At 66.5% G+C, this 22,209-nt stretch carries 22 protein-coding genes; 2 read left to right on the forward strand and 20 right to left on the reverse strand.

Annotated elements, in window-relative coordinates:
* Positions 1-147: 147 nt before the first annotated feature.
* From IMZ29_RS23215 to IMZ29_RS06575, 6 genes are read right to left on the reverse strand one after another with little or no spacing between them, the layout of a single operon-like run.
* Positions 148-333 (reverse strand): pirin-like C-terminal cupin domain-containing protein, encoded by a 186-nt coding sequence (locus IMZ29_RS23215; RefSeq protein ID WP_371820145.1) that lies wholly within the window; start codon positions 331-333, stop codon positions 148-150.
* Complete coding sequence (locus IMZ29_RS23220; protein ID WP_371820141.1) at positions 258-1,046, reverse strand: pirin family protein; 789 nt, start codon at positions 1,044-1,046, stop codon at positions 258-260. Before IMZ29_RS23220 ends, IMZ29_RS23215 begins: the two co-directional genes overlap by 76 nt.
* Positions 1,047-1,067: 21 nt before the next feature.
* Positions 1,068-2,180, reverse strand: a complete 1,113-nt coding sequence (locus tag IMZ29_RS06560) for a hybrid sensor histidine kinase/response regulator (protein WP_216181873.1) — start codon at positions 2,178-2,180, stop codon at positions 1,068-1,070.
* Between the two features lie 2 nt (positions 2,181-2,182).
* Positions 2,183-2,827, reverse strand: coding sequence for a chemotaxis protein CheB (locus IMZ29_RS06565; RefSeq protein ID WP_216181877.1), 645 nt, complete (start codon positions 2,825-2,827; stop codon positions 2,183-2,185).
* Positions 2,824-3,660, reverse strand: coding sequence for a CheR family methyltransferase (locus tag IMZ29_RS06570; protein ID WP_216181880.1), 837 nt, complete (start codon positions 3,658-3,660; stop codon positions 2,824-2,826). Before IMZ29_RS06570 ends, IMZ29_RS06565 begins: the two co-directional genes overlap by 4 nt.
* Positions 3,660-6,782: a response regulator gene (locus IMZ29_RS06575; protein ID WP_253206914.1), complete on the reverse strand. Its 3,123-nt coding sequence runs from the start codon at positions 6,780-6,782 to the stop codon at positions 3,660-3,662. The genes IMZ29_RS06570 and IMZ29_RS06575 overlap by 1 nt, the downstream gene beginning before the upstream one ends.
* A gap of 191 nt (positions 6,783-6,973) precedes the next feature.
* On the opposite strand from IMZ29_RS06575, the gene IMZ29_RS06580 reads away from it, so the two are divergent.
* On the forward strand, positions 6,974-7,774 hold the full coding sequence (locus tag IMZ29_RS06580; protein WP_216181883.1) for an undecaprenyl-diphosphate phosphatase: 801 nt from the start codon (positions 6,974-6,976) through the stop codon (positions 7,772-7,774).
* Positions 7,775-7,847: 73 nt separating this feature from the next.
* Here the strand turns inward: IMZ29_RS06580 and IMZ29_RS06585 are convergent, their stop codons facing one another.
* From IMZ29_RS06585 to IMZ29_RS06615, 7 genes are all read right to left on the reverse strand, one after another.
* The gene (locus tag IMZ29_RS06585) at positions 7,848-10,244 is read right to left on the reverse strand and encodes a PAS domain-containing hybrid sensor histidine kinase/response regulator (protein WP_216181886.1); all 2,397 of its coding nucleotides are present in this window, start codon (positions 10,242-10,244) and stop codon (positions 7,848-7,850) included.
* Between the two features lie 63 nt (positions 10,245-10,307).
* Entirely contained in the window at positions 10,308-10,793 is a 486-nt protein-coding gene (locus tag IMZ29_RS06590) for a response regulator (protein WP_216182046.1), read from the reverse strand.
* Positions 10,794-10,810: 17 nt separating this feature from the next.
* Complete coding sequence (locus tag IMZ29_RS06595) at positions 10,811-13,033, reverse strand: ATP-binding protein (RefSeq protein ID WP_216181889.1); 2,223 nt, start codon at positions 13,031-13,033, stop codon at positions 10,811-10,813.
* A 106-nt stretch (positions 13,034-13,139) separates the two neighbouring features.
* Positions 13,140-13,718: a hypothetical protein gene (locus IMZ29_RS06600; protein WP_216181892.1), complete on the reverse strand. Its 579-nt coding sequence runs from the start codon at positions 13,716-13,718 to the stop codon at positions 13,140-13,142.
* 269 nt (positions 13,719-13,987) lie between these two features.
* Positions 13,988-14,335: a DUF883 family protein gene (locus IMZ29_RS06605; protein WP_216181895.1), complete on the reverse strand. Its 348-nt coding sequence runs from the start codon at positions 14,333-14,335 to the stop codon at positions 13,988-13,990.
* A gap of 37 nt (positions 14,336-14,372) precedes the next feature.
* Entirely contained in the window at positions 14,373-14,534 is a 162-nt protein-coding gene (locus IMZ29_RS06610) for a DUF1328 domain-containing protein (RefSeq protein WP_216181898.1), read from the reverse strand.
* Positions 14,535-14,583: 49 nt separating this feature from the next.
* Positions 14,584-14,826, reverse strand: coding sequence for a hypothetical protein (locus IMZ29_RS06615; RefSeq protein WP_216181901.1), 243 nt, complete (start codon positions 14,824-14,826; stop codon positions 14,584-14,586).
* A gap of 76 nt (positions 14,827-14,902) precedes the next feature.
* Between IMZ29_RS06615 and IMZ29_RS06620 the strand changes: the two genes are divergently transcribed.
* Complete coding sequence (locus tag IMZ29_RS06620; protein WP_216181904.1) at positions 14,903-15,943, forward strand: LysR substrate-binding domain-containing protein; 1,041 nt, start codon at positions 14,903-14,905, stop codon at positions 15,941-15,943.
* Between the two features lies 1 nt (position 15,944).
* Here the strand turns inward: IMZ29_RS06620 and IMZ29_RS06625 are convergent, their stop codons facing one another.
* The 7 genes from IMZ29_RS06625 to mltG all read right to left on the reverse strand — a co-directional run bounded on the left by IMZ29_RS06625 (position 15,945) and on the right by mltG (position 22,195).
* Positions 15,945-16,283 (reverse strand): DUF4148 domain-containing protein, encoded by a 339-nt coding sequence (locus IMZ29_RS06625; protein ID WP_216181907.1) that lies wholly within the window; start codon positions 16,281-16,283, stop codon positions 15,945-15,947.
* Between the two features lie 153 nt (positions 16,284-16,436).
* A complete protein-coding gene (locus tag IMZ29_RS06630; RefSeq protein WP_216181910.1) occupies positions 16,437-17,216 on the reverse strand; it encodes a TatD family hydrolase in 780 nt (259 codons plus the stop codon).
* A 53-nt stretch (positions 17,217-17,269) separates the two neighbouring features.
* Complete coding sequence (locus IMZ29_RS06635) at positions 17,270-18,760, reverse strand: sensor histidine kinase (RefSeq protein WP_216181913.1); 1,491 nt, start codon at positions 18,758-18,760, stop codon at positions 17,270-17,272.
* Positions 18,747-19,424, reverse strand: coding sequence for a response regulator (locus tag IMZ29_RS06640; protein WP_216182049.1), 678 nt, complete (start codon positions 19,422-19,424; stop codon positions 18,747-18,749). The genes IMZ29_RS06635 and IMZ29_RS06640 overlap by 14 nt, the downstream gene beginning before the upstream one ends.
* Positions 19,425-19,468: 44 nt before the next feature.
* Positions 19,469-20,521, reverse strand: a complete 1,053-nt coding sequence (gene holB, locus IMZ29_RS06645) for a DNA polymerase III subunit delta' (RefSeq protein WP_253206915.1) — start codon at positions 20,519-20,521, stop codon at positions 19,469-19,471.
* Positions 20,511-21,161, reverse strand: a complete 651-nt coding sequence (gene tmk, locus IMZ29_RS06650) for a dTMP kinase (RefSeq protein WP_216181916.1) — start codon at positions 21,159-21,161, stop codon at positions 20,511-20,513. The genes holB and tmk overlap by 11 nt, the downstream gene beginning before the upstream one ends.
* Positions 21,158-22,195 carry an endolytic transglycosylase MltG gene (mltG, locus tag IMZ29_RS06655; RefSeq protein ID WP_371820142.1) on the reverse strand — a complete coding sequence of 346 codons (1,038 nt, stop codon included), beginning with the start codon at positions 22,193-22,195 and terminating at the stop codon, positions 21,158-21,160. The genes tmk and mltG overlap by 4 nt, the downstream gene beginning before the upstream one ends.
* Positions 22,196-22,209: the final 14 nt, after the last annotated feature.

Here is a 22,209-nt window from a genome sequence, read left to right on the forward strand (position 1 = left end):
AAGCCATGACCGAGTTACGCAACGTCGGCCTCACCCAGTCACCGTATTTTTAGAATTATCGTGAATGGTTACATCACGTGAGGATTGCACCCATCCTGCCGCGCATTCGTGTAACCGTCAATGGCAGCCTTGATGCGATACGCAAGACTACACCCCCGGCCAGGGCAGCGGCGGCGCCGTCATTCTGTCCTGCAACGGCCCGGGCACGGTGCCGAACCGGGCATCAGCCGCTTCCCAATCCCGCTGGGCTTGCGCGATCACGGTCTTGTCGTAGCCGACGAAATTCCACCAGATGAGCACAGGCTCGGCAGGCGGGATGCCGCCGACCAGGATGGCACGCGTGCCGGCCTCGGCGCTGACGCGGATCTCATGGCGCCGCGGCCGAGATAGACGAGCGATTCCTGCGGCAGGGCCTCGCCGTCGACTTCCATCGCCTGAGTGACGGGCAGCACGCCATATTCGAAGGCGGGGTCGAGCGCGAGCGTGACCTCGCCGTCTGCATGCCAGTTCAGATCGACGCCCACCAGCGGCGAGTAGGTCAGGGTCGGTGCGGTCTGTCCGAAGGCGGTGCCTGCGAGCAGGGTGAGTGTCACGCCGCCCTCCTTGCGCTGCGGCAGTTCGGGATAGTGATCGAAGCGTGGCGCCACATGTTGGTGCTCGGGCGGCAAGGCGATCCACAGCTGCGCGGCATGCAGTGCGGTGCAGCCCTCGGGCGTGGATTCGGTGTGACTGATGCCGCGTCCGGCCGTCATCAGGTTGACCTGCCCAGGCCGGATGCGCTGCTCGCTGCCGAGGCTGTCACGGTGAATGAGCTCGCCCGCCATCATCCAGGTGAAGGTCTGCAACCCGATGTGCGGATGCGCCCCCACCTGCATGCCTTCGGCGGCCACGCGAAAGACGCTGGGGCCGGCGTGATCGAGAAAGCACCACGGGCCGATGGTGCGCCGCAGCCGCGTGGGCAGCACGCGATGCACCGGGATGCCGCCCACGTCAGCCACGCGGGCCTGAATACGGTCAAAGGCAGGCGAATCGGCAGGGGTCGTCATGCATCGCTCCAGATAGTCGGGTCAGATCCGCGCCGCGCGAGCGCTGGAGGGCGGCCGCTTCGGCAGGACGACTTCGAACGTGGTCTGCCCGCCCTGACTGTGTACCCCGATCGTACCGTGGTGCAGCGTCACGAGTTCGTGGACGATGAAGAGCCCCAGGCCATAGCCGTCGCTTGCACCGTCGCGCTCGCCGCGTTCGAACGGTTCGAAAAGCCGTTCGATGGTTTCCTGCGCGATGTGGCCGGCATTGCTCACGCGCACGCGCAGGCTCTCGGCCACCGAGCCATCCACGGTGACGTGCACAGCGCTTCCCACACCATACTGCACCGCGTTGCCAATGAGATTGGACAGGACTTGCCCGAGTCGGTCCGGATCCCACTGCCCGCGCGTGGCGCCAATGCATTCCAATTCGAGCTGCTGCTCGGTATTCGCGCCAGCGAACTCGCCCACGATCTGCTCGCACAACAGGCGCATGTCCATGTCGACCGGGGCGAGCGTGACCCGCCCTGCCCTCACCATGGCCAGGTCCAACATCTGTTCGATGAGGCGTGCCATGCGCTGGCCGCTCTGCGAGATGCGCTGGCCGGCTGAGCGCACCTTCTCGCTCTCGCCCACGCGATGCACGATCTCGGCGAGGTTCATCATCGCCGCGAGCGGATTGCGCAGGTCGTGGCCCAGCACGGCCACGAACATGTCGTTCATGCGCAGCGCTTCCTGCAGCGCGGCGTTCTGCTCGGCGAGTTGCCGCTGCCCGGCAAAAAGCTTCACGAAGACTTCGACCTTGCTGCGCAGGATGTGCGGATCGAATGGCTTGTAGAGGAAATCCACGGCACCGGCGTCATAGCCCCGGAAGGTACGCATCGCATTGCGATCGGTGGCCGTGAGGAAGATGATCGGCACCTGGCGCGTACGCGGGCTGCCGCGCATGAGTTCGGCGAGCTCGAAGCCGTCCATGGCGGGCATGTGGACGTCGAGCAAGGCGAGGGCCACCGAATGGGTGAGCAGCAGTTCGAGGGCTTCGGCGCCGGAATGGGCACAGAGCAGTTCGAGTCCGGGACGCTCGAGCAAGGCCTGCAGGACCACCAGGTTCTGCTCGATGTCGTCGACGACGAGGACTTTGATCGGATCTGCCATCGCTAGGTAGGTGAATGCCCGGAGGGCGATGAAGGAAAATCGGTGGGGTGTTCGCGCGTCATGCGGCCGAGACGTTCGGCGATGGCGCGCAGAGACAGCACGTCGGCGGGGGTGCCCAGCGCGAGGGCGCTGCGCGGCATTTCCTGTGCCTGGGCGCTGATGGGATCCTGCACCCAGGTGCGCCCGCCAGCATCATGGATCGCCGCCAGCCCGGCAGCGCCATCGGCATTCGCGCCGGTGAGCAGCACGCCAAGGCAACGCTCGCGCCAGGCCCAGGCAGCGGATTCGAACAAGACATCGATCGATGGGCGCGAGAAATGTTCCGGTGGATCCACCGAGAGCGCAATGCTGCCGTCGGCTTCGATCTGCGTGTGGTACCCGGGCGGTGCGAAGAGAATGGTGCCCGGCGCGAGCGGCATCTTGTCCTCGGCCTGGGCCACCGGCAAGCGGCATCGGCTCCCGAAAAGCTCCGCCAAGCGCGCTGGCGCGTCAGCCGGAATGTGCAGGACGACGACGATGGCGGGCGCGAAATCGGCCGGCAGCGAGGGCAGCAGGCTCAGCAAAGCCTGGACGCCGCCGGACGAGGCGCCCATGACGACAAGGGTGTCGGGCGGTGCGGGCGTGACAGAGCGGGTCGGCGTCGTCATCGGCGTTGGTACACCCGCTCGGCGGGCACGACGGGCTCGAAATCCGCGGCGTGCCGCGAGAACCGCAGGCTCTCCTGACTGCCCAGTCCGAGAAAGCCGCGCCGCACCAGCGATTCGCCGAAGAGACCCACGGCCCGATCCTGCAGCTCGCGATTGAAATAGATGAGCACGTTGCGACAGGACACGAGATGGACTTCCGAGAACACGTTGTCCGTGGCGAGGCTGTGGTCCGCGAACACCGCCTGGCCGATCAGGTCACGCGAAAAGTGTGCGCCGCCATAACTCGCGTGATAGTAGTCCGACAACGAAGCCTTGCCGCCGGCAGCGAGATAGTTCGTGCTGAAGCCCGCCATGCGTTCGACTGCATAGACCCCCTCGCGCGCGCAGCGCAACGCCTCGGGATTGATGTCGGTCGCATAGAAGATGGTGCGCTCGGCCAGGCCTTCTTCGGCAAAGAGGATGGCCAGCGACCAGAGCTCCTCGCCCGAACTGCAGCCGGCCACCCACACCTTCACCGAGGGGTAGGTCTTCAGGACCGGCACCACCGCTTCGCGCAGGGCTCGAAAGTACGACGGGTCGCGGAACATCTCGCTCACCTGCACGGTGAGGTACTGCATGAGGCGGGCGAACACGGCCGGCTCGCGCAACACCCGGTGCTGCAGCTGCGAGAGGCTGTCGACGCGCAGATCCTCCAACGCGCGCCCGAGGCGACGCCGCAGCGACGCCATCGAATAGCCCCTGAAATCGTGCTGGTACTTTGCCTGGATGGCCTCCAGGAGAAGTCTGAGCTCGATATCGAAGAGCGACATCGATTCCGGATCGTTGTGCGGCATCAGTGCGGCAGCCAGACGCGGCACAGCGACAGGAGCTTGTCCACGTCGATGGGCTTGGCGATGTAGTCGTTGGCGCCGGCGTCGATGCAGCGCTGGCGATCGGACGCCATCGCCTTGGCCGTCAGCGCAATGATGGGCAGCTTGGCGTGACGCGGCTGCGCGCGGATGGCTTCCATCGCGGCCAGCCCGTCCATCTCCGGCATCATGATGTCCATGAGGACGAGGTCGACCTCGTCACCAGCGCGATTCAGGCGCTCGACGGCCTCCCGTCCGTTGCGGGCGATCTCCAGCTTGGCGCCCAGCGGCTCGATCACCTGCGAGAGCGCGAAGATGTTGCGGATGTCGTCCTCGGCCAGCAGGATCGTGCGCCCTTCGAACATCGTGTCGCGCTGGCGCACCTCCTTCAGCATGCGCTGGCGATCCGGCGGCAGCTCGGCCTCGACGCTGTGCAGAAAGAGCGTGACTTCGTCGAGCAGGCGCTCGGGGGAACGTGCGCCCTTGATGATGATCGAGCGCGAGTAGCGGCGCAGACGGCGCTCGTCCTCGGCCGAGAGCGAGCGGCCGGTGTAGACGATGACGGGGGGCATGGTGTTGCGCCCCTGCTCGGACATCAGTTCGAGCAGGTCATAGCCCGTGCCGTCGGGCAGCACGAGGTCCATGACGACGCAGTCGTAGCGGCCGGTGGTGAGCTCGGCGATGGCATCGGCCACCGTGCCCACCCCGCGGATCTCGACGCCGTCGGTGCTGAGCAGCAGACCGATGTTCTCGCGCAGCGTGTCGTCGTCCTCGATGACGAGGATGCGGCGCAGCCGGTGGGCCAGGCGATCCTGCAGCGCATCGATGGCGGCGATGATCTGCTCGCGGGCGACAGGCTTCAAGGTATAGCCCACGGCGCCCAGGTGCAGCGCCGTCTCGGCATGATCCTCGACAGACGCCACGTGGATCGGGATGTGGCGGGTGTCCGGGCTGCGCTTCAACTGTTCCAGCACCGACAGCCCGGAGTTGTCCGGCAGGCCCATGTCCAGCAGGATGCCGCAGGGCTGGTGCTCGCGTGCCAGCGCGATGCCTTCCTGGGCCGTGCCGGCAAGCACGCAGTCGAAGTCGAGCTCGTGGGCGAGGTCATAGAGGATGCGCGCGAAGGCAGCGTCGTCCTCGATGACCAGGATGAGGCGATCGCCCCGCTGGCGGCTGTGCCGATCATCGACCACACGGACCGGCGTCGCCGGCGCGGCCACAGGGGCAGACACGGGCGCAGCGGCGATCGGTGCCGGCGTGCTCGCGCGCCCAGGGCGGGCGGATCGTGCCGGATCCGGTGCGGCCGGCCGCTGAGCCGGCGCAGGCGATGACACCACGGGCAGATACAGCGTGAAGGTGCTGCCCTCGCCCACCTGGCTTGCCACTTCGATGCGTCCGCCCAGGAGCTCGGCGAACTCGCGCGAGATGGCCAGGCCCAGTCCGCTGCCGCCATACTTGCGGCGCGTGCTGCCATCGGCCTGCCGGAAGGCATCGAAGACGTCCTGGTGCTGCTCGGGCGGGATGCCGATCCCGCTGTCCTGCACCTCGAAACGCACGTGCGTGCTGCCTTCGGCTGCCACGCGCACGGTGACGCCGCCGGCTTCCGTGAACTTGAGCGCGTTGGCGATGAGATTCTTCAGGATCTGGGTGAGCCGCTGATTGTCCGTCACCAAGGCGGCCGGCACGCCGGGCGCCGATTCCAGCGCCAGGGTAAGCCCCTTCTGCACTGCCTGCGGCCGGAAGGTCTGCTCCAGCGACTGCAGGATGTTGGCGACCGGCACCGACTCGAGCTCGACCTCGATGTGGCCTGCCTCGACACGCGACAGATCGAGAATGTCGTTGATCAGCGTGAGCAGATCCGCGTTGGACGAGTGGATCGTGCCGGCATAACGCACCTGCTCTTCGCTCAGGTTGCCGTGCTTGTTGTCCATGAGCAGACGCGACAGAATGAGCGAGCTGTTCAGTGGCGTGCGCAGCTCGTGCGACATGTTGGCGAGGAACTGCGACTTGTACTGGTTGGCCGACTCTAGCTGGTGCGCGGACTCGGCCAGCGCATGCTGGGCCGCGAGCAACTGCTGCTTCTGACGTTCCAGATCCTGTGCGTGCTCTTCCAGGCGCACGTTGGACTGCTCCAGATCGGCCTGCTGGGCTTCGAGTCGCGTCTGCGACTCCATCAACGCCCTGCCCCGCTCCTCAAGCTCCTCGTTGGACACGCGCAATTCTTCCTGCTGCACCTGGAGCTCTTCGCTCTGACGTTGCGTCTCGGAGAGGAGGTCTTCCAGACGATGGCGGTACAGGGCCGCACGAATCGACATGCCGATAGCCTCGGCAGCCACGCCCAGGAACTCGATCACCCCCGCCGGATCGCCATCGCCGCGAGCGTAGCCAAGCTCGATGGCGCCGATCACGTCACCATCCGCCGTGATGGGCGCCACGATCACCTGGCCCGAGGGGCTCGAGCCCAGGGTGGAGCCCAGGCGCAGGTAGTTGGCGGGGATGCCGCGCACGTGGATCACCCGGTTGTCCACCACCGCCTGACCGAGCAGACCCGCGCCGATATCGATCGTCTCGGGGAGGTCGCCTTCAGCCGGCACCGCCCAGGTCGCGAGCCGGCGCAGCTTGCCGGATTCGATGATGTAGTAGGCGGCCACGTCGGCATGCAGGTAGCCTGTGAGCGTCCGCAGGACATTGCCCGCCACGCGCGAGGGAACGGCCTCGCCGCGCACCGCGCTCGCGATGCGCCCCAAGCCTTGCTGCAACCAGGTCTGATGCTGAAAGCGATCGCGCGAGATGATGTAGCGGTACACGATGCCCGCCAGAATCCAGAACGTCAGCGCGCCCACGGTGCGGTTGAAGACGCCGATCTCGGTGATCTCGCCACCGGGCGACAACAGAAATCCGAGCGCCAACGCGAGCGAGGCAGCCGCGGCCGTGACCAGCGGCGCAAAGCGGCTTGCAGCAAACAGGCACATGGCAATGGCACTTGCATGCAGTATCCATTCGGCATAACCGCGTGCCGTGAGGGCATCCACCACGAGCAACGTGCCGACGACAAACGCAATCGCAACGTAGAGAGCCTTCGTCGATTGGCGGGGCGAAGCAATCATCGTGAGATAAATCCGAGAGACTTGAACCCGGTGCGACGGGCATAACCGACCGATGTTACAACAGGCGACTTTTTCGTGGGTCCTAAACCCTGCAAAGTCGCTCACAGGGCACCCAGGTTCGCGGTACGATCCCGGCCCATGCCCGACCGAGCGGCGGCCGCGGCGTGAATCTGCTCAGGCAGGGAGTCGCAGTGGAATTCCTACATATCGTGGTGCTGGCCATCGTTCAAGGCCTCACCGAATTTCTTCCGGTATCCAGCTCAGCCCACCTGGTGCTCGTCCCCGTGGTGCTCGGTTGGCCCGACCAGGGCCTGGCTTTCGACGTCGCATTGCACGTCGGCACGCTGACCGCCGTGCTCTGGTACTTCCGACGCGATCTGGCCAACATGACCGTGGCCTGGTTCGCCTCCGTCACTGGCAAGGGCACCACCATCGATGCCAAGCTCGCGTGGGCGGTCCTGCTCGGGACGATTCCCATCGGTCTGGCCGGCCTGCTCCTGAAGGGCCTGGTCGAGACGCAGTTGCGTTCGCCCGTCGTGCTGGCGTTTGGGATGATCGTCTTCGGTCTGCTCCTGGGCTGGGTGGACTGGCGCCATCGCGGCACACGCACCGAACGCGAGATGCGCCCGCGCGACGTGCTGTTCATCGCCTGCGCGCAGGTCCTGGCCATCATCCCTGGCACGTCGCGCTCGGGGATCACCCTCACCGCCGGCATGATGGCGGGACTCACGCGCCAGGCAGCGGCCCGATTCTCGTTTCTGCTGTCCATCCCGGTGATCGTGCTGGCCGGTGGCGTGGAAGGTCTGGAGCTCGCGCGTAGCGCCGTGCCCATCGACTGGCATGCCATCGGGTGGGGCATCGTGATCTCGGCCGTAACGGCCTACCTGTGCATTCGCGCATTTCTCGCCCTGCTGGCGCGCACGGGGCTGCTGCCCTTCGTCATCTACCGGGTGCTGCTGGGCATCGTGCTGCTAGCGGTGTTCCTCACGTAACCGACCCGGGCGCCTCCCGCTGCGAGGCGGCGGGGCATGCGGCCCCGCCCTGCCCCCGCCGTGGGGCGAGCGTTCAGCCGGGCTCGCGGGTGGCGCGCTGCACGCGCTCCATCAGATCCGATTCGCCAAAGGGCTTCTGCAGCAGTTGCGCGTCGGGGATCTCCAGGCCACGCAATTCGGCATAACCCGTCACGAAGATGAGCGGCAACGTCGGATCGAGCGCACGGGCGGCGCGAGCAAGCTCGGCGCCGTTCATGCGCGGCATCGCGAAGTCCGTCATCAGCACGTCCACGGCTCTGCCCGACCGCAGGATCTCCAGCGCGGCCTGGCCCGTACTGGCCTGAATCACGTCGCAGCCCAGATCCTCCAGGAGGATGGCCGTGACTTCCCGCACGGCGTCATCGTCGTCCACCAGCAGGACGGTGCGCACCGGGCCCGCGATCTGGGTGCCGGCGGCAAGCCCGGGGATGACCGCCTCGGTCGTGGGCTGCCCACCCGGCACCATCGGCAGAAAGACCGTGACGGTCGTGCCCTGGCCATGGACCGTGGTGATGCGAGCGCCACCGCCCGTCTGCTTGGCAAAGCCGAACACCTGAGCGAGGCCCAGCCCCGAGCCCTTGCCCACGTCCTTGGTGGTGAAGAAAGGTTCGAATGCCTTGGCGAGCACTTCCGGGGTCATGCCGGTACCGCTGTCAGTGACTTCCAGCACGATGTACTCGCCGGGCTCGGGCTCCTCGGCCCGTTGCGGCGGATCCACCAGCGTGCAATTGCTGGTGGACAACATCAGTCGTCCACCCTCGGGCATCGCGTCGCGCGCGTTGATGACGAGATTGAGCACGATGAGTTCGAGCTGCGTCGGATCGGCCAGCGCGGGCCGCACGGCCGGGTCGAACGAGGTCTCGATCGTGACGGCAGTCCCGAGCGTGCTCTGCAGCAGACCGAGCATGGCCGTGATGGCCTCGTTCAGGTCGATCACGCGCGGTTCGAGCTGCTGGCGCCGTGCAAAGGCGAGCAATTGGGCCGTGAGCTTGGCCCCACGCTCGCCCGCCTCGCGGATGTTGCGCAGCCGTTGGCTGGCGCGCTCTCGCAGCAGTTCTGGCGGAATGTCGCGCTCGAGCAGCGCCGCACTGGAGAGGATCACGACGAGCAGGTTGTTGAAGTCGTGTGCCACCCCGGCCGTGAGTTGCCCCACGGCTTCCAGTCGCTGCATCTGCCGCAGCGCCGCTTCCACGCGCTCGCGCTCGTCGATCTGTTCGGTGAGCGCGCGATTGGCCGCCGCCAATTCCTCGACGGTATGCATGTCCCGGGTGATATCACGCCCGCTCGCGTAGATCACGTCGTTCTCGGGTACGGCCGACCATGAGATCCATCGGTAGCTGCCGTCCGCGTGGCGCAGACGGTTCACGAAACGGCTGATGATGGTGCCCTGCCCCAACGCGTCGACCACGCGGTGCGTGGCGGCCATGTCGTCGGGGTGCACGAGCGTGAAGAACGAATGACCCAGGATCTGGGATTCGGTCCAGCCCAGCACGTCGCGCCAGGCGGGATTGACCGCCGTCGGTCGCAGCGTCGAGTCACAGATCGTGAGGATGTCGCGCGACAGCGCCCAGGTGCGATCGCGTTCGCGGGTCCGCAGCTCGACACGTTCGCCCAGTGCCTCGTTCTGCTGCTCCAGGGCCTGCGTGGCCAGCCGCTCGCTCGTCACGTCCATGACGACGCCCGTGAAGCGGACGCATTGACCATCCTGGAACAAGGCCCGGCCGCGGGTGGAGATCCAGCGATGTCGTCCGCCGGGCAACCTCACGCGATACTGTTCCTGATAATCGCCGGTGCCTTCGACCTCCATGGCCTGGCGCACGGTGGCCATCAGGCGGGCGCGGTCATCCGGGCGGCAGCGCTTCAGGAAGCCAGCGATCGACGGCTCGGCACCCGGTTCCAATTCGAGCAGCTGGCGACACCGCTCGTCCCACATCAGACGGCCGGTGCGAGGATCCAGATCCCAGACGCCCAGTCGCGCCGCGTCGATGGCCAGGCGCGACTGCAACTCGAGCTCGCGCAATTCGGTCTCGATGCGATTGCGCTCGCGACGTTCCCGCACTTCCGACAAGGCGCGATCGACCGCCTTGGGCAACAGTGACAGGTTCTGCTTGAGGACGTAATCCGTCGCCCCCATGCGCATCATCTCGACGGCGTGGGCTTCGCCGAAGACGCCGGAGAAGAAGAGAAACGGGGTCTCGGGAACGTATTCCCTGGCGATCTGCAGCGCCTCGGATCCAGAGAAGCTCGGCAGCACATAGTCCGAGATGACCAGATCGAAGCGCTGAGTGCGCAGCGCCTCGTCCATGCCCTGGCGATCGTGCACGATCCTGGCAGCCACCTCGTAGCCCGCCCTCTCGAGAACGATGAGAGCGAGTTCCGCGTCGTGCTTGCTGTCCTCGATGAGGAGGATGTCGATGTTCTGCGTGACCATGCTGCGCCGGTGATGTCCGACAAGGGGCCGTCACGGCAAACCGTGACAGCGCGTGCGGAAGACTCAGGCGTCCTCTCGGGGTTCGTGAGGTGCCAGACGTGCGCGCTGCAGGCGCATGGAGCCTGGCGGTGGCTCATTGAGCACTGCCCAGAACACGCCGAGATCGGAGATCGCGCCCACGAAGTCCTTGAACTCGACCGGCTTCACCACGTAGGCATTCACGCCCAGGCTGTAGGCCCGAAGCAGATCGGGCTCTTCGCGCGAGGACGTGAGCATCACCACCGGGATGCTGCGCAATTCGGGCGTGGCGCGCACGGTGGCCAGTACGTCCAGGCCGTCGACGCGCGGCAGCTTCAGATCGAGCAGCATGACCGCGGGATTGCCTTCCGGCCGATCAGCGTACTGCTCTCGGCGCAACAGGTAATCCAGGGCTTCCACGCCGTCGCGCGCGATGACGACCTCGTTGGCGAGCTGGCTGCGCTCGAGCGCGATCAGCGTGAGCTCCAGGTCGCGGGGGTTGTCTTCAGTCAGGAGAATGGGCTTGAGCATGAGAGGCGAAGACACAATCATCGGGTAGCGCCGTGATGCGGCAGCGAAAAATAGAACGTGGCGCCGTGATCGGGCTCGCCCTCTGCCCAGACGCGGCCATCGTGCCGCTCGATGATGCGACGCACGCTGGCTAGACCAATACCGGTTCCTTCGAAGTCTTCCATGCGATGCAGGCGCTGGAATACGCCGAAGAGCTTGTTGGCGTACTTCATGTTGAAGCCGACGCCGTTGTCCTTCACGAAGATGACCACTTCATCGTCTCCCAGCTCGGCACCCACCTCGATGATAGCGGGATTGCGCTGCCGGGTGTACTTCACGGCATTGCCAAGGAGGTTACGTAGCGCCAGGTGCACGAAGGCGGCGTCGGCGAGCACCACGGGCAACGGGGCCACCTTCCACTGCACCACGCGGCCTTCCAGATCCGGCGCCATTTCGCTGCGGATCGTGTCTACAAGGGCCTGCAGGCTGACATCGGAGTAGCGTAGCGCGGCCCGGCCCATCTGCGAGAAGCTCAGCAGATTGTCGACCAGCGTGCCGGCAAAGCGTGCCGACTCCTCGATGTTGCTCAGAAAGCGCCGACCGCGCTCGGAGAGCTTCTCGCCCTCCGTGTCCGTCAAGAGCTCCGTATAGCCTGCGATGTGCCGCAGCGGCGCGCGCAGGTCATGCGATACGCTGTAGGAGAACGCTTCGAGTTCGCGGTTGCTCTCGGCCAGGTCCGACGCGAGCTGGGCCTTTTCCTCGGCTTTGCGAAGGACGAGGCCGAGCACGGCGTTGCGCAGTTCGCGCGCCGCTTCGGCATCGACGTCCACCCAGCGACGTGAGTAACCGTGCACGGTCTCCTGCCACAGCGAAAAGCTGTGGCGCGGCGAAAGCCGGCCGGCCGTGTCCTGGAGCTTTTCGGGCTTGCCGGCCCAGTTCACGGTCTGGACCTGCTCCTGCCGGAACCACAGCAGATAATGCGAGTGCAGCGACGAGATAGGCACGGCGAGCACGCCCGCGCAGGCGTCGGCCAGCGTCGGGAGTTCGGGGATATCCTGGGAAACATTGATGGACTGGAACACGTCCTGCCCTTCGCGTGCGCCCAACCACTGGCACAGGGCCAGCACTGTCTCCCGAGAGGGCGCGAGACCAAAGCGTTCGCAGCGCTCCCCGGCCACCACCGCGGCACCGTCCGCTTCCACGAACGACACAAAGGTATCGGGCACCGACATCAGGCCGCGCGTCACGCTGTCGCAGTCGGACATGGCCGTGAGCATCGTGACGATGTCGCGGCGCAGACGAAACCGAGCCGACACCAGGGCGTGGCGCTCGCCCGCTTCGATCTGCAATGACAGGACGCGGCTCAGGAGTTCGCATGCCGTGCGCACGTGCAGCGGTACGTGCCGCGCCTGCAGGTGGTGGCAGGAGATGAGCCCCCAGAGCTCTCCATCGACGATGATGGACACCGACATGGACGCGAACGTGCCCATGTTCTTCATGTACTGCACGTGCACTGGTGACACGCTGCGCAGCACGGAGTAGCTCAGATCGAGGGGCCGATCGAGCGCAGGCTCGATGGGCGATGGCTCGTAATCGGCATCGTGAATGACGCGAATCCGGTTTCGCACGTAAAGATCGCGGGCCTGCGGCGGGATGTCGGACGCCGGAAAATGCAGGCCGTCATACGTTGCATAGCCTTCCGCACACGCCTCGGCAAGCACGTGCCCATGGCCTTCCGCATCGAAGTCATACGCCAGGACGCGACCGAAGCCCGTGACGCGCTGAATCTCCTGGACCGCGAGCTCGCACATGGCGCGCACGTCCTGCGCCGCCTGCAATCGAGGCAGAAAGGTGCGCACCAGCGGGTACAGCGTCTCGTGAATCTGGACGAGATCGTCCGCCGGCTCGAACTCGACCACGAAGGCGTCATCCACGCGATGCACGAGCAGCGCGACGCGCCGGCCACCGTCGATCGCCACATCACCCAGATGCGTGGCACCGCCTTCCAGCAGCACAGGCCGCGCGCTCAGCAGAGCCGCCGCCTCGGGGGCCACTTCCGACAGCGTCCGGCCGAGGATGGCGTCGGTCGGACGATAAAACCACATGGCCGCATTCCGGCTGGCCTGCAGAATGGTGCCGTCGGACGCGCCAACGACGAGTAGGACGCCATGCGGCTGGATACTGCCCGGGATATGGATCGGCTCGCGCGCGCACTCCTCGGCATCCTGATGGATGAACTTGTCACGTGGGCTCGAGGCCAATCCCAACTCCTTGATGAACGGGCACCGGCGCGAGCCCGTGACGGGCCGCGCGCCAGGGCCGCCTAGCGTGGGCGTATTGTACGCAACCCGCGTCGGGTCCGCGGTCTCAGTGGGCCGTCGCCGGCAACTTGTCGGTGAGCACTGGCGAATGCACCGGGTCGAAGTCAACCCACTGGCCGTCGCGCCACTGGCCTTCGGCTTGCTCGATATCAAGGCCGCCGGCGTCACGCAGCGTGCGCACGGCCTGCGTCTCGGTGGTGGCGTCGACGCGCACGGCAGCCATCACACCCGCCTGTCGGCGCCCGGTGGGCCGACCCGGCTGGCGCGCAGGACGTCGATGCTTGGTCGCGATGAGCGCCCCCAGCAACGAGCCGATGTAGGCCCCGAGCAAAGTCGTCACGAAGAGGATCCAGGGCGAGATGGAAAAGCCGTAGCGAATGACCAGACCCACGACGAGACCGACCAGCCCAAGCCCCACGGCACCGATGATGGCCCCCTTGGGCGAGTGCTTGGCGGCCGGATCATTCGTGCGATCGCCACCGACAGGATAGCTGCCGTGCTCCCCAGGCTGGGTCACGAAGAATACCGAGATCGCGTCGGCCGCGAACTGCGACCGCTGCAAGGCCAACGACGCCTGCTCGGCAGCCTCGAAGGTGTCGAATCGTGCGGCAACAATCCTGGACATGGTTCTCCTCCTCATTCGGGTGATGGCGTCTCTCCTTCCGGACGCCCTGGCGCTAGCGGACCGGCGGCTCTGCCGGCGGGGCACTGGGTGGCGGCGGCTCAGACGGCGGATGGCCCGGCGCTGGCGGCGGATCCTGCACCGGCGGATCGCCGGCGGGAGAAATCGGCGGGTCGCCGACGGGCGGCGGCGTGGGCGTGGTGTCATCCTGGCTCATGCAATCTCCTCGTGGACAGCGTCGAGGCGACACAAGGTTCGCCCCGACGCTCGATTCAACGACGCTGGGTCAGCAGGCAGGCGATCACGACGCCGGCCACGGCGGCAGCGATGCCGGCCACGGTGCCGGGGTGGCTGCGCACGTAGGTCTGTGCGGTGTTCACGTAGCCAGAGGCGGACTCCGCCACGTCGTGATACCCGCGGCGCACCTGCGTGCCTACGTCATCGGCCCAATCGCGGACCTGTTCCACGCCGCGGCCCACGCGACCGTGCGAGGCGTCGGCTTCCTGGCGCACCTGGCGGCCCGAGGCACGCAGCATCTCTTCCACGCCTTCGAGGAGGTCATGAAAGCCTTCGGACACCTTGCGGCGGCTGGCGTTGATATCTTTGCTATTGAAGTTCATCCGGGCATTCTCCTGACAAGTTCGTGAGTGGACGGGCTCAGCGGCGCATCAGCCCCATGACCAGCGTCACGACGAAGATCACGAGGAAGATGAAGAACAGAATCTTGGCGATGCTCGCTGCACCCGCGGCGATACCGCCGAACCCGAAGAACGCAGCAATCAAAGCGATCACGAAGAACACGACGGCGTAATACAACATGGTGGTACTCCTGAGGAAAGGTGCTTACAGTCCAGCAAACAGCGTGCCGCTAGCCTCGTCCCGTGCTCGGCGGTATGGCCTTCTCGCGTCGGCCTTGGCTACCCCGCAGATCGGTATCCTCCTGCCCGTTGTCGATGTCCGCCTTGGCCTGTCGCATGACATCACGCGGCTCGCTGGCCTGGCTGCCGGACGACTCGTCGTGCTCGTGCGGCAGCTTGGGGCGCTTTTCGCCGACATGATTCTGTTCGGCAGTCTCGCCGCGGCGCTCGGAGGGGTCCTTAGGCTGTGTCATGGCGTATTCTCCTCATGGGATGGCTGAAGACGTGAGCCCTGCCCATGCAAGAAACGGACCCTGCAACCGGAATTCCATGCCTGACTCTGCCGAGCACGACCTGCCGGGGCTTCGACCGACAAGCCTCAGGGATCTGAACGATCTCTACTATTTCGCCCGCGTCGTGGACGATGGCGGATTCAGCGCCGCTGCCCGCGCTCTGGAAGTGTCCAAGTCGCACCTGAGCCGGCGCGTGGCGGCGCTCGAGCAGCGTCTGGGCCTGCGCCTGCTTCAGCGCAGCACGCGCAAGCTCATCCCGACGGAGGCCGGTGAGCGTTATCTGGGGTATTGCCGGATTATCGCGGAGACGGCGCAGGAGGCGGACGAGGCGATGCTGGACCTGCTTGCCGAGCCGACGGGGCCCGTCACGCTGAGCGCGCCGATCGGTCTGGCCCAGGCGGTGTTGCCCGTGGTATTACCCGGCTTTTTGCGGGCGTACCCGAAGGTGACACTGCGCGTGCACGCGACCGCCACGATCGTGGATCTGTTCCAGGACCGGGTGGACATCGCGTTGCGCGTACGCGAGAAAGTCGAAGAAGACGCCAACGTCATCGTGCGACGCTACGGCGTGAGCGAACTGAGCCTCGTCGCCAGCCGGGACTACATCGCACGCTGCGGCGCGCCCACCTCACCTTCAGACTTGCGGGACCACACGACCGTGAGCTGGGATGCTGCGAGCACGGGCGCCGATACGTGGCGGCTGTACGACCCTTCCGGCCAGGCGCTGGATGTCGTGCATTACCCAAGACTCGTGTGCGCCGAGTTCCAGGCATTGCTGGAGAGCGTGCGCAGCGGCGAAGGCATAGGCCTTCTGCCCCATAAGCTGTGGCGACGGGTGGATAACGGCTCAGGGAATCTGGTGCCACTACTGCCGGATTGGCGCGCACCGGAGGGCATCGTCTACGGCGCGTATGCCTCCCGGCGCGGGATGGTGCCCGCCGTGCGGGTGCTCATCGACTACCTCGCGGAGCACCTGACGGCCTTGTTGCAGTCTTCGGATCAGGAGATGCCGGATCCACCGCATGTCGCGCTGGGCGAGCGCCGGGTGCGACCGGTCGCCATCCCAATGTCGGACTGATTTAGAAGGCGCCGGGGTAGTCGATCCCACTCGAGAGCATCGTGCCGTCTGCCACGGCCTGGTTCAGCTCGGCACGCACCTCAGCGCGGGTCTTGGCGGGTGCAGCGCTCGCATGCTGATAGGCCTGCGGATAGTCGGGCATGTCGCCCAGCTCGGTGCCGGTCACCGGAGTGGCCTGCAACTCGGCAACCACCTCGGCACGCGTCTTGGCCGGGGCATTCGACTTCACCATCACATTGGCGGGGTAGTCGGGCATTTCACCGATCGTGCTGGGTGCAGCGAACGCCTGGCCAGCCAGCATTGTTGCCGAAAGAAGCGAAATCGTAAGGACGTTTTTCATGATGGAGCCTCGTTCTGAGTTGCGGCGTTGATTCGCCATGACCCAGATTCTCCGGGTTTACCCGAGGTCCGATAAGTCCCTAAACCCTCAACTCATTGTTGCAGCACAGCAACGATGCGGGCACGAATGCAGAGCGTTGGGCCGTGCGCCGCCTCACACAGAAGGCGCAGTCCTGGCGAACAGACGATGGAAGTTCGCCGTCGTGGCATCGCCGATAGCCTGTGCGGTACAGCCGCGCAGCGTGGCAATGTGCTCGGCCACGTGGCGCACGAAGCCAGGCTCGTTCGTCTTGCCGCGATACGGCACTGGCGCCAGGTACGGCGAATCGGTTTCGATCAGCAGGCGATCCAGCGGCAGGTTCACCGCCAGGGCATGAAGATCGCGCGCGCTCTTGAACGTCACGATGCCCGAGAGCGAGATCATGAAGTTCATGGCGATCGCGGCGTCGGCCACGGCCTGGGATTCCGTGAAGCAATGCATGACGCCGCCCACCTCGGCCGCGCCCTCCTCTGCCATGATGCGCAGGGTGTCTTCGGAGGCGGCGCGCGTGTGAATGATGAGGGGCAAGCCCGTTTCCCGCGCCGCGCGGATGTGCACCCGGAAGCGCTCGCGCTGCCACTCCAGATTGCCTTCGAGCCGATAATAATCCAGCCCGGTTTCACCGATCGCCACGACGCGCGGATGACTGCGTGCCTTGGCCACGAGATCCGCCACGGTGGGCTCGGCCACGTCCTCGTAATCCGGGTGCACGCCCACGGAGGCCCACAGCCTGGGCTGGGCGTCGACCAGGGACATGAGCCCCGGCCAGTCATCCAGATTGACGCTCACGCACAAGGCCTGCTGCACGTCGTTCTCCTGCATGCGCGCGAGGATCTCGGGCAGGCGTTCACGCAACTGGGGAAAGTCGAGGTGGCAATGCGAATCGATGTACATGGAGAGGCAGGCAGACGCGGTGCGCCGATGCGGGCAAACCCGTATTGTAGGCGTCAGGCGAGGCGCAGTCGCACGACGACACCCAGGCCATGGCCACCCTCGGCATTCTCATCGCCGTCGCGAAGCTCGATCGTGCCGTTGCACCGCGTCACGAAAGTGCGGGCGATCGCCAGGCCCAGGCCCGCACCATCCGCCTGCGACGTGCCGATCCGACGGAAGCGTTCGAAGGCCTTCTCGCGCAGCGGCGCAGGAATGCCGGGGCCGGTGTCACGCACCGTGATCTCGGCCATCCCATCGCGCGCCCGCGCCGACACCGTGATACTGCCGCCTTCCGGCGTGTACTGGATTGCGTTGTGCAGGATGTTCGACACCGCTTCGACGATGGCCGATTCCATGGCGTGCACGCGCAGCGGCCCGCCCTCACCCGATTCGTCCCAGCCCAGATCCTGGTGCTTGGCCCAGGCGAGCGGCAAGTGCTGCACGGTGAGTTCGTGGGCCAGCCGGCGAGCGTCGAAGACGCTGCTGGGCGACATCGCAGGCGCTTGCCGGGCGTGTGCCAGCGCCAGCAATTGCGACGTGAGCCGCCCGCTGCGCTCGAGTTGCGCGAGGATGGCATCCAGGCTCTGCCGCGTGCGCGGCGTACCGGGCTCGCGCAAGGCGTACTCCACCTGAGTGCGCATGATGGCCAGCGGCGTGCGCAACTGGTGGGAGGCATCGGCGAGGAACTGCGCCTGGGCATCGAGCAGCGTGCGCAGCCGCTGCACGTGGTGATTGATGGCGCGCACGAGCGGTGCGATCTCCTCCGGGATGCTGGACGTGTCCAGCGGCGTGAGATCGCCTGGCACGCGGCTGCGCACTTCGTCGCTCAACCGGCTCAAGGGACGCAGCCCGAGATACACGCCAAAGAGCAGCATGCCGATGAGCACCGCGATGGTGATCACATTGCGGCGCAGCGTGTCGGCCCAGGCCTGGCGCTGCAGTGCGCTGCGCGCAGCGGTCGATTCGGCCACCTGCACGAGCAGCTGCGGGCCCCAGACGTCGGCCCGCGAGAGCGGACGCGACAGGGCCACGACCCGCACCGGGTCCGAGCGATAGGCCGTGTTGTAGAAGATCGGCTCCACCCCGCTTGGCCAGCCATTGGGCAGCGGCAGATCGCGCATGCCGGCGACGGTGGTGAGTGTTGCCGACTCAAGCTCAGCCACGTTGGGCTGGAGCCAGACGGGACGTCGTTCGTGCGGCGCCTTCAGGCGCGGCAGGTCCACCAGGGTGACGCGATAGTAGACGCGCTGGCCGGGCGCGGATTCGAGCATGGCCAGTGCCAGCTGCGGCACGTCGAGGTGGACGCCGCCCTCGGGTGCGGGCGTCGCGCTGTTGCTCAAGGCCAGGGCCGGGCCGAGCAATGCCCGATCATAGGCATCGTCGGTGGTCCGGTGCAGCATCTGGTAGTCGCTCCAGATGTCGAACATGAGGAGCGCCACCACGCTCGGCACCAGCAGGGCGAGCAAGGTCGTCTTCAGGCGCGGCCTGCGACTAGGCCACGTCATCCGCGCCAGCCTCCAGCATGTAGCCCAATCCGCGCACCGTCACGATCCGCACGGCTTCGCCGAGCTTCTTGCGCAGGCGATGCACCACGACCTCGATGGCCTCCGGGCCCGTGTCGTCGGCGTTCTCGAACACCTGCGAGAAGAGATCCTGACGCGAGACCGGCCGGCCGCTGTGCTGCAGAAGAATCATGAGCGCGGCGTACTCGCGACGCGTGACTGCCAGCGCCCGATCATCGAGCAGGAATACCTTGGCTTGATCATCGAACATGAGCGAGCCGCAGCGCAGGCGCGGATAGGAGCCGCCGTGGCTGCGCCGCATCAGGGCCGACAGGCGCGCCTCCAGTTCGGCGAGCGCGAAGGGCTTGACCAGGAAGTCGTCTGCACCCAGCCGCAGACCGCGGACGCGATCGCTCAGGCTGCCTTGCGCCGTCAGGATGAGAATGGGCGTGCGATCGTTGCGCTGACGGATGTCGCCCAGAAGGCTCATGCCATCGCCATCCGGCAAACGCAGATCCAGCAAGATGGCCGCGAAGGTACCACCCAGGAGCGCCTGGCTCGCGGCGGCAGCGCTGCTCGCGTGTTCGATCACGAACCCGCTCTCGGTCAAGGCACGGATGAGCCACGCGGCAAGCTCGTGCTCGTCTTCCACGAGCAGCACTCGCATGGCGGCATCTGCCGTGTCGCGCTCATCGGTCGTGCGTTGTGCGCTCATGCCGCCGCCAACCCGGACACGCGCAGCAACACCGCATGGGTGAAGAGGCCGGGATTGAGGGGGTGGCGCGACACCCGTTGCTGGGAGGTCAGCCATCGGGCCGTCTGCGTGACCTGCACACGTGAGACGCGTGAGGCCGCTTCCGCCAGGAGGTTTGCCAGACCCGGGTAGTAGCGCGCGGGCGCGCCGGCCTGCACGCAGGCGAGATCGGTGAGCACGCGCTGGAAGGCGTCGAGCCATTGCTCCGCCGGTTGCTTCTCCAGATCGGTCACGAGTTCCGGCACCACAGCCCCTGCCCTGCCCGCGGCCAGCGCCTGCAACCAGCGCCGCAGCCAGCCGGGGCAGGCTTCGCTGCCGGATTCGGCCAGACGCGCGGCAGCCAGTGGCGCGCCGCCCGCCGCGGCGAGATACGCCGCGGCATCCTTCACGCCCTCGGCGCGCAGCCACTGCAGCGCGGCGTCCGGCGCGGGGGGCGCGAGCGGCAGCCGTCGACACCGTGACACGAGCGTGGGCAACAGCCGATCGGGGGCATCCGCGACGATCAGAAATACCGTATGCGCAGGCGGCTCCTCCAGGATCTTGAGCAGCGCGTTGGCTGACACGGCGTTCAACGCCTCGGCCGGATAGAGGAGCACGATGCGATCGCCGCCGCGATGGGTGGCGGTATTGAGCCAGGTCTCGAGCGCGCGCACCTGTTCGATGCGGATGTCGCGCGACAGCGTCTTGCTGCGCGGCGCCGCATCCTCGGCGGCAACGAAGGGGCCTTCCGTCGCGGCGATGGCCTCCGGGCGAAGCGCCCGGAAATCCGGATGATTGCCGTGGCGCAGCCACAGGCAGGCGTCGCACGCACCACACGCGAGATGCCCCTGCGGGTTCTCGCACAGCATGCTGCTCGCGCACGCGCGCGCAAACTGCAGCTTGCCGATGCCGGTCGCCCCGTGGATCAGCCAGGCGTGGGCAAATCGTTCGCGCGACGAGAGCCAGGTGCGGGCGATCTCCACATGCCAGGGCAGAATACCCGTGTCCATGACGGGGGCGTCATCCTGCATGACGCATCCTGTCGATGTCGGCATCCAGCAGCCGGCGAATGGCGTCAATGGATAGCTCGCCGTCGATCACCAGGAACCGTGCCGGATCGGCCGCGACACGCGCGTGATAGCTCGCGCGCGTGCGCTCGAAGAAGGCGTCGCTCTCGCGCTCGAAGCGATCTGGCGTACGCGCACGACCCAGACGCTCCCTTGCCACCTCGAGCGGCACGTCGAAGAGCCAGGTCCGGTCCGGTTGCAAGCCCGCATGCACCCACTGCTCGAGCGGAGCGATGCGCGACGCCCCAAGCTCCCGACCGCCGCCCTGGTAGGCATAGGTGGCGTCCGTGAAGCGATCGCACACCACCCACTGGCCGGCCGCGAGTGCCGGCTCGATGACCGTGCGCAGATGCTCGCATCGGGCAGCGAACATCAAGAGCGTTTCGGTCTCCAGCCCCATCGCCTCGTGCAGCACAAGCTCACGCAGCCGCTCGCCCAGCGGCGTGCCCCCAGGCTCTCGGGTGGTCACGACCTCCAGGCCAGCAGCGCGCAGGCGCTCGCTCACCCAGTCCACATGCGTGCTCTTGCCGGCGCCGTCCACGCCCTCGAGCGTGAGCAGCCGACCGCGACGTCGCGCGGCTTGCCCTTCGTGCACTGGGTTCATCGCTGACCCCCGCCGCGGATGTAGCGGTAGACGTAGCGATTGTGCGTGGCCAGGTCAGGCGAGAAGGCACTGGTGCCGTCTCCCCGGGAGACGAAATAGAAATACTTGTGCACTTCAGGATGGGCCGCTGCCTGCAGCGAGGCACGCCCGGGGTTCGCGATGGGCGTAGGCGGCAGGCCGGGACGCGTATAGGTGTTCCAGCGCGAATCGATCTGCAGGTGCTTGCGCGTGAGCGTACCGGTGTAGCTCTCGCCCATACCGTAGATCACGGTGGGGTCCGTCTGCAGCGGCATGTTGATGCGCAGGCGGTTCGCGAAGACACCCGCCACCTTCGCGCGGTCTGGCGAGTGTCCGGTCTCCTTCTCGACGATGGAGGCCATGATGAGCATCTCGTAGGGCGTCTTCCACGGCACCTCGGGATCGCGCTCGGCCCAGGCGCTCGCGAGCTGCTCGCGCTGCGCCTGCCAGGCACGGCGCAGGATGTCGAAATCCGACGAGCCTTTGGCAAAGCTGTAGGTATCGGGATAGAAGAGCCCTTCGGGATGGGTCTCGGTCTCGCCCAGGCGCTCGAGCAACGCGGCGTCATCCACGTCGGTCAACGTCTGCGCCACATCGGGGTGGCGCGCCAGGGCGTCGCGGACCTGACGGTACGTCCAACCCTCGATGAACGTGATGCGTGCGTGGGTCACGTCGCCCGCAGCCATGCGCTGCAGCACGTCCCAGAGGCTGTCACCCTGACGCACCTCATAGCCGCCAGCCTTGACCTGGGTATCCAGGCCGGACCCGCGTGACAGCGCCACGAAGAGATCTGGCTGCACGTCGATGCCCGCTTCGTTCAACGTGCGGGCCACCGTGCGCATGCCACTGCCGGGCGCAATGCTGAAATCGACGCGCTCGGCCGGCAGGGGCAAGGGGCGCACGACCCAATAGGTTAGGCCTGCGGCGGTCAAAACCGCAGCAAATGCAAGCAACAGCAACAATCTGAGCAGAAAACGGAGCATAACGGGGTGCAGGGTCGACAGCCCCGGTATCATACCTGCTGTGCTCC

This window comes from Verticiella alkaliphila (assembly GCF_018904615.1).
Taxonomy (GTDB): domain Bacteria; phylum Pseudomonadota; class Gammaproteobacteria; order Burkholderiales; family Burkholderiaceae_B; genus Verticiella; species Verticiella alkaliphila.

Coding starts and splice junctions, on each gene's coding strand:
- IMZ29_RS06610 (WP_216181898.1), bottom strand. CDS start 14,534: ATGTTGTATTACGCCGTCGTGTTCTTCGTGATCGCTTTGATTGCTGCG.
- IMZ29_RS06630 (WP_216181910.1), bottom strand. CDS start 17,216: ATGTACATCGATTCGCATTGCCACCTCGACTTTCCCCAGTTGCGTGAA.
- IMZ29_RS06625 (WP_216181907.1), bottom strand. CDS start 16,283: ATGAAAAACGTCCTTACGATTTCGCTTCTTTCGGCAACAATGCTGGCT.
- IMZ29_RS06635 (WP_216181913.1), bottom strand. CDS start 18,760: ATGACGTGGCCTAGTCGCAGGCCGCGCCTGAAGACGACCTTGCTCGCC.
- mltG (WP_371820142.1), bottom strand. CDS start 22,195: ATGATACCGGGGCTGTCGACCCTGCACCCCGTTATGCTCCGTTTTCTG.
- IMZ29_RS06565 (WP_216181877.1), bottom strand. CDS start 2,827: ATGACGACGCCGACCCGCTCTGTCACGCCCGCACCGCCCGACACCCTT.
- IMZ29_RS23220 (WP_371820141.1), bottom strand. CDS start 1,046: ATGACGACCCCTGCCGATTCGCCTGCCTTTGACCGTATTCAGGCCCGC.
- IMZ29_RS06570 (WP_216181880.1), bottom strand. CDS start 3,660: ATGCCGCACAACGATCCGGAATCGATGTCGCTCTTCGATATCGAGCTC.
- IMZ29_RS06575 (WP_253206914.1), bottom strand. CDS start 6,782: ATGATTGCTTCGCCCCGCCAATCGACGAAGGCTCTCTACGTTGCGATT.
- IMZ29_RS06590 (WP_216182046.1), bottom strand. CDS start 10,793: ATGCTCAAGCCCATTCTCCTGACTGAAGACAACCCCCGCGACCTGGAG.
- IMZ29_RS06640 (WP_216182049.1), bottom strand. CDS start 19,424: ATGCGAGTGCTGCTCGTGGAAGACGAGCACGAGCTTGCCGCGTGGCTC.
- IMZ29_RS06600 (WP_216181892.1), bottom strand. CDS start 13,718: ATGTCCAGGATTGTTGCCGCACGATTCGACACCTTCGAGGCTGCCGAG.
- holB (WP_253206915.1), bottom strand. CDS start 20,521: ATGCAGGATGACGCCCCCGTCATGGACACGGGTATTCTGCCCTGGCAT.
- tmk (WP_216181916.1), bottom strand. CDS start 21,161: ATGAACCCAGTGCACGAAGGGCAAGCCGCGCGACGTCGCGGTCGGCTG.
- IMZ29_RS06605 (WP_216181895.1), bottom strand. CDS start 14,335: ATGAACTTCAATAGCAAAGATATCAACGCCAGCCGCCGCAAGGTGTCC.
- IMZ29_RS06585 (WP_216181886.1), bottom strand. CDS start 10,244: ATGGTCACGCAGAACATCGACATCCTCCTCATCGAGGACAGCAAGCAC.
- IMZ29_RS06620 (WP_216181904.1), top strand. CDS start 14,903: ATGCCTGACTCTGCCGAGCACGACCTGCCGGGGCTTCGACCGACAAGC.
- IMZ29_RS06615 (WP_216181901.1), bottom strand. CDS start 14,826: ATGACACAGCCTAAGGACCCCTCCGAGCGCCGCGGCGAGACTGCCGAA.
- IMZ29_RS06560 (WP_216181873.1), bottom strand. CDS start 2,180: ATGGCAGATCCGATCAAAGTCCTCGTCGTCGACGACATCGAGCAGAAC.